Origin of the sequence: Lutibacter sp. (assembly GCF_041562875.1) — a bacterium.
Classification (GTDB): Bacteria; Bacteroidota; Bacteroidia; order Flavobacteriales; family Flavobacteriaceae; genus Lutibacter.
The window spans coordinates 1-5760 of record NZ_JBFFOE010000131.1; the positions used below are offsets into that span (position 1 = coordinate 1).

Consider the following 5760-nt stretch of genomic DNA (forward strand, 5'->3'; position numbering starts at 1 on the left):
CGTAAATGATTATTTTAAAGTAGGATATTCGTATGATAGTTTAACCAATAATTTGAATAACTATAACAACGGTTCACATGAAATTAGCTTGGTATTTGATTTAGGAGTGAATGGAAAATACGCTTCAAAAAAGAGAACACCCCTATTTTGGTAGTGAAATAATAGCAATCACATAAATAAAAGAGCAACGATTTTAAAATCGTTGCTCTTTTTGTTTTAAGTTTTAAACTCAACTAATTTTAAGATGTTAAGCTGTGAAAAAAAAGTACATTATTCTTATAAATTAGATGTTAAATTTAAAACCCTTTTAAAAATTGCTCAATTTCTAAAGGTGTAATTATAGGATTAGCTCCTTCATTTTGTGCTACAATTGCTCCAACTGCACAAGCAAAATTTAGTGCATCTTGTGGGTCAACTTCATTAAATAATTTTGTAACCAAGGATGCTAAAAAAGAATCGCCTGAACCAACTGTATCTAAAACATCCACTTTAAAACCACAGTTGTTATAAAATGTTCCTTTATAATATAAAACTGCTCCATGCGAACCTAAAGTTACACAAATAGCAGCTGTATTTGTTTCTTTAGAAATATACTTGATATTTTGCTCTAAAGATCTATGGTTTGAACCTAAATATTTTGAAACCTCAAACAATTCATCATCATTAAACTTAATAAAATCAGCTGCAACCATAAGTTCTTTCAATGCTTCCTCGGTGTAATGTGGCACTCTTAAATTAACATCAAATATTTTATAGTTAGCAACATTTAAAAGTTGTGATAATGTTTTTTTTGTTGATTCATCTCTAGATGCTAAGCTACCAAACACGAAAAAATCTGCATCTTTAACTAGCTCAGTGTCTTCTATAGACAGCCTGATTTTATCCCAAGCTGAAGGATAGGTAATATCATAAGATGCATTCCCTTTTTCATTCAGTTGAACATTTACTAATCCTGTAGGATAATTTTCCTTTACTTGAATTGAATTTATTGGTATTTCTAAATTTTTAAAGTAGGTCAATAACTCTTTTCCATTTTCATCATTTCCAACAGCACTTATCATTGACACATCTATTCCAAAGGATTTTAACCTTGAAGCCACATTTAAGGGCGCTCCTCCAATTTTTTTATGCTTGAGAAATGTATCAAATAAAATTTCTCCAAAACAAACAGCTTTTAGCTTTTTAGTTGTCATTATAACTTACTTGAATTTTCATACTCACTTTCATTTAGCATAGAAATACGAACGTAAGTTGGTTTAAAAATCATATTCAGCAAGAAACCAATAAATAAGATGGCTGCAAAAAATGTTGCTAACATAAATCCATAGGTTGCATTTGATCCAAACATGTCGCTCACAACACCCATTAATAAAGGGCCTATTGCTGCACCTGCTGCCGTAAAGAATAAAATGATTCCAGCTACTGAACCGTGACTCGTTTTTGGGAAGCAACTAATTCCTTTTGAATTGATTGTTGGGTAAATAACCGACATAAACAAACCAGAAAGCGGCAACAAAACAACCGTTGCAGATTCATTTACAAAGCTTATGGCATAGCATAATAATATGGCAAAACTTGAAATTGCCATGACAACAGTCCAATCAAAACGTTCTAACATCCACGCTCCTAAAAAGCGTCCTCCTGCACGTAAAACAAAAAATATAGGCAATGCATACAACGCAATAAAAACAAAACTACCATCGTAACCAGCTATTAAAGTAGGCATCCAAACATAAATTGCAGCTTCAACAGCAACATATAAAAATGCCGCCATAGAAAAACCAAATGCATACTTATCTTTCACCATATTTAATGTTCGTTTGATGTTAATAGGCTCTTCCGTGGCTTTTTTAGTATCAGGATATTTTGCAAAAAAAGCAACAACAATTAAAATAACACATAAGGTTGCAGCCACCACATATAACCATTTCCAATCTACATTTCTTGTTAAAAAATAACTTACTAAAAACGGACCAATAATAGCACCTACTCCAAAAAATCCTTCAACTACATTCATTGTTGAAGTATGATCGTTGGTAGATTTTGACATATCACCAATCAATGCTAATGCGCCTGTTTTAAACACGCCAATGGCAGCCCCAGAAATTATCAATAGGACTAAGAAAAAACCAAAAGTATTTCCCAACAAAAATAAATATGAATTTACTGCAAATAATGCCAAACCTACAATAATGGTTTTTTTGCGACCAATTTTATCAGCTAAAAAACCTAAGAAAATTCCTGCTAAAGCAATGGCAGTCATAGGACCATAGTGCAATAAACCAGCTGCTGTCATAGATAAATTAAATTCCTTCATTACTTCAGGAATAATAACACCAACCGCATCGGTTGTCATGGCAAACATCATAAACATAAGGTAGGTGAGCCATTTAATGTTTTTTTGGTTGTAGTCGGCTGATTGTACTTGCTGATTTTTCATGGTATTAATTTGTATAAAATTAAATAATTGTACTGTTATAGTTGCTAAACTTATATTTATGATGAAAACTTGGTTTGCATTTTCATTGCAATTAAATCAATAAAAAGTTCAGCCGAATGGTTATTGTTTATCCATTTTATATTTAGCATATTTTCTGAAGTTTCAATTAAATTAAAATCTCCATTAAAAGCATTATGATTGTTTCTTAAAAGCATTAATTCCTTTAAATCATTAATCAAAGGTCTTTTTAAATGTTCATTAATTTCATTTTTAGTGAAATAATGACGATTGATATCTCTTCCAACATTTGTTTTATCCAACAATTCCATGTCATTTTCACCTGCGAATAAACCTACATAATATATTTGAGGTATTCCAGGAACAAAAAACTGAATGGCTCTTGCTATTAAATAAGCGTTTTTATCTCTTCCTAAAGCATCAAAATAGGTGCAATTTACTTGGTACAAATCTAAATTAGATGCAGCACCACCTGTTGCCTTTAAGCTATTTCCTTTACTGTTAATGTGCATTTGATCAACAATTTTAGACAAAATAGCACCTTCAATTAACCCTGGATTCTCTCCTTCAGCTCCAACATCTACAATACCAATACCATCATGTGTATCCAATACTGTAATTGCATTTCGGGGGCTTACTTCTAACCATTTTTTTAAGCTTGAAGCATTTTTATTGAATAAAGTGTCTAATACTAAAACTGGCAATGCAAAATCATACACATAATCTACTCTTTTTGCAATTTCAATTTGAGTTTTGTAGTAGGAATGAATTTCAACCAATACTTCAATACCTTTTGCTTTTGCTTTTTCGGTTAATTGATCAATAAATTCATAGGTTTCATTAATCATAAAACAAGATGTTCCTTGTTTTTTAATGGCATATCCTGCAGCATCTAAACGAATCATTTTTACACCTCCTTTTTGAAAAGTATCTAATATTCTTTCTAAATATTTGATTCCAATTTCATTATTTACATCAATATCTATTTGATTACTGGTAAATGTTGTCCAAATTAATTTAACCGATCCGTCATTTAATTTAAACATTGTAAATGGAAGACTTGGACGAGGTCTGTAAATACTCAACAAATCTGCCTCTGAAGCTCCATTAGGAAAAACAGTATTGTAACCTAAAAACAAAGAAGCATATGCTGATTTTTCTCCTTTTTGAAGATAATCTTGAAATTGCACTGATTTTGCTGATACATGATTCACTATTAAATCTGCCATAATATCAACTTCTTCACTTAGTTCCTTTAAATCATTCCAATCACCTAATCTAGGATCAATTAAATTGTGATCTATAGGGTCAAATCCGGCATCTTCCCCGTCGATAGGGTAGTAGAAAGGTAAAATATGTAAACCTCCAAAAAGGCCTTTCAATTCGTTTTTGAAAAGAGAATTTAAGTCGGATATACTTTTACATCCTAATCTATCAATATAAGTAATGAGTTGTATTTTGTTTTTCATTTTTTTGAAAGAATTTAAAATTCAATGTTTTAACAAGTAAGTAACTCTTATTAAATTATTGATTGCTTTAATATTTTTTTATAATTCAAAATAAGGGTTATTAATTATAAGAAAACAGTCCTTAAAAGGTGAGGACTGTTTTCTTAACATTAATTCAACTACTTAAAAATTATATGCAAATGTTAAAGATGAAGATCTTCCTGAAATTGATCTTGCTCTTATATAGTTGTCTTGGCCTTCAATTATTGAACCTTCTTCAGATTCAGTAATACCTATTGTGTCAAATAAATTATTAATATTTAATGAAACTGAGAAACCTTTTGTAATTACTACTTTGCTAAACATATTTATATACGCATAGCCAGGCATCACCAAATTGTTATTGTCTTGTGCGTATGATTTTGAATTTCCTATAATGCTTGCTCCAATTATATGTTCACTGTTTTTACCAAAATTATAAGTTGGAATTACACTAAATATAAAGTCTGGTTGTCTTCTAGGTTTGTTTCCAACATTAGATCCATCAGTAGTCCCTGTAATTTCAGCATTTGTATATGTTAATGCACCTCTTACATCAAAATTGTTCAACTTTAAAGAACCTTCTATTTCAACACCCATTGATTTGTAATCGTTTTTTTGAACATTTTGAGTGGTAGCTTCAAAACCTGCTTCTTCAGTTGTAGAAGCATAAAAACCTGTGATAAATAATCCTGCATTATCAAATTTTCTTTTGTATCCTAATTCACCTTGATCTAATAAATCTTTTGGATTTCCAACAGAAGTATGATTATCACCCGGCCAAATAATTCTATCAGCTTTTCCTGATGCACCATGGCTAAATCTACCAAATACTGCAGTTTCATCATTTAATTTGTAATTTCCACCCAAAGAGTATGATGTATAGCTATAGTCGTAGTTTACTGGATGTGGGTTTGCATTGTCTATTACTGAAACACTACGTTCAATAGGTTCTATAATTCCATTATTATTTACATCTAAATTTGTAGATTGAATGCCTCCTAATCCTGAACCATTTACTTTTACATTATCATAACGTAAACTTGCATCAATTGTAAATTTTTCATTTGCTCTTAATGTAATTGCAGCATATGGAGCACTGATATCATAGTTGGCATTATATTTCACTTGACAACAATTTCCAAAAGCGGCTGCCCCATAAGAAGCTTGTCCGTTCTCTGTTATTTTTGTTCCGTCAGCTAATGTTACATCCAAAAGAGCTGCATCACTACCATCAACTTCCATTAAATAGGTATTCCATAACCAAGACATTTCAATATTTTGGTTTGCTTTAAAATATCCTACAGTTACATCAACATTTTCAAAAGATTTTGTTATTTTAAAATCATTTACAAAATTGTTAAAATTTTCCAACTCAGTATCAAACATAATAATTGTTTGTGCCAATCCATTAGGATTGCTAAATGCATCACCAGTAATAGCGTTTGTAACTGTAGCTCCAGTAACATCATCTCCATTGAATCCACCAACAGTTGCAACCATATCAGCAACAGAACCAACGCCAGCAGTGAAAGGAGCAATAAAGCGTCCATTGTTAAATGACATTCTTGTTTTGTTATTCACATTCCAATCATTTTTAAAATTGAATGAAAATTCAGTACCTATTGCATTCGAAACAGGATGCATTCCATCACTAACATTTGCATTTCTAGGGCTTCCAGTAGCATCTAAACCAAAATTTTGTGATAAATATGAACTGTGTTGTGCGCCAGTTGTAGTATCAAAACCTTCAATATTACCCCAAGTTGGATTGCTATTTGTTCCTGTAACTTTTATAGGCATTGGCATATATGC

5 protein-coding genes are annotated in these 5760 nt (G+C 31.2%); 1 reads left to right on the top strand and 4 read right to left on the bottom strand.

The annotated features are described in order from the left end of the window. A partial coding sequence (locus ABY863_RS12445; RefSeq protein WP_372795326.1) for a type IX secretion system membrane protein PorP/SprF occupies positions 1 to 154 on the top strand: 154 nt, incomplete at its 5' end. 142 nt (positions 155 to 296) lie between these two features. Here the strand turns inward: ABY863_RS12445 and ABY863_RS12450 are convergent. The 4 genes from ABY863_RS12450 to ABY863_RS12465 form a co-directional block, all read right to left on the bottom strand. Beyond that, positions 297 to 1193 carry a carbohydrate kinase gene (locus ABY863_RS12450; RefSeq protein ID WP_372795320.1) on the bottom strand — a complete coding sequence of 299 codons (897 nt, stop codon included), beginning with the start codon at positions 1191 to 1193 and terminating at the stop codon, positions 297 to 299. Next, on the bottom strand, positions 1193 to 2503 hold the full coding sequence (locus ABY863_RS12455) for a sugar MFS transporter (protein WP_372795328.1): 1311 nt from the start codon (positions 2501 to 2503) through the stop codon (positions 1193 to 1195). Before ABY863_RS12455 ends, ABY863_RS12450 begins: the two co-directional genes overlap by 1 nt. After that, positions 2497 to 3927 (bottom strand): sucrose phosphorylase, encoded by a 1431-nt coding sequence (gtfA, locus tag ABY863_RS12460; RefSeq protein ID WP_372795322.1) that lies wholly within the window; start codon positions 3925 to 3927, stop codon positions 2497 to 2499. Before gtfA ends, ABY863_RS12455 begins: the two co-directional genes overlap by 7 nt. A 162-nt stretch (positions 3928 to 4089) precedes the next feature. Further along, on the bottom strand, positions 4090 to 5760 hold a 1671-nt coding region (locus ABY863_RS12465; protein WP_372795324.1), incomplete at its 5' end, for a TonB-dependent receptor domain-containing protein.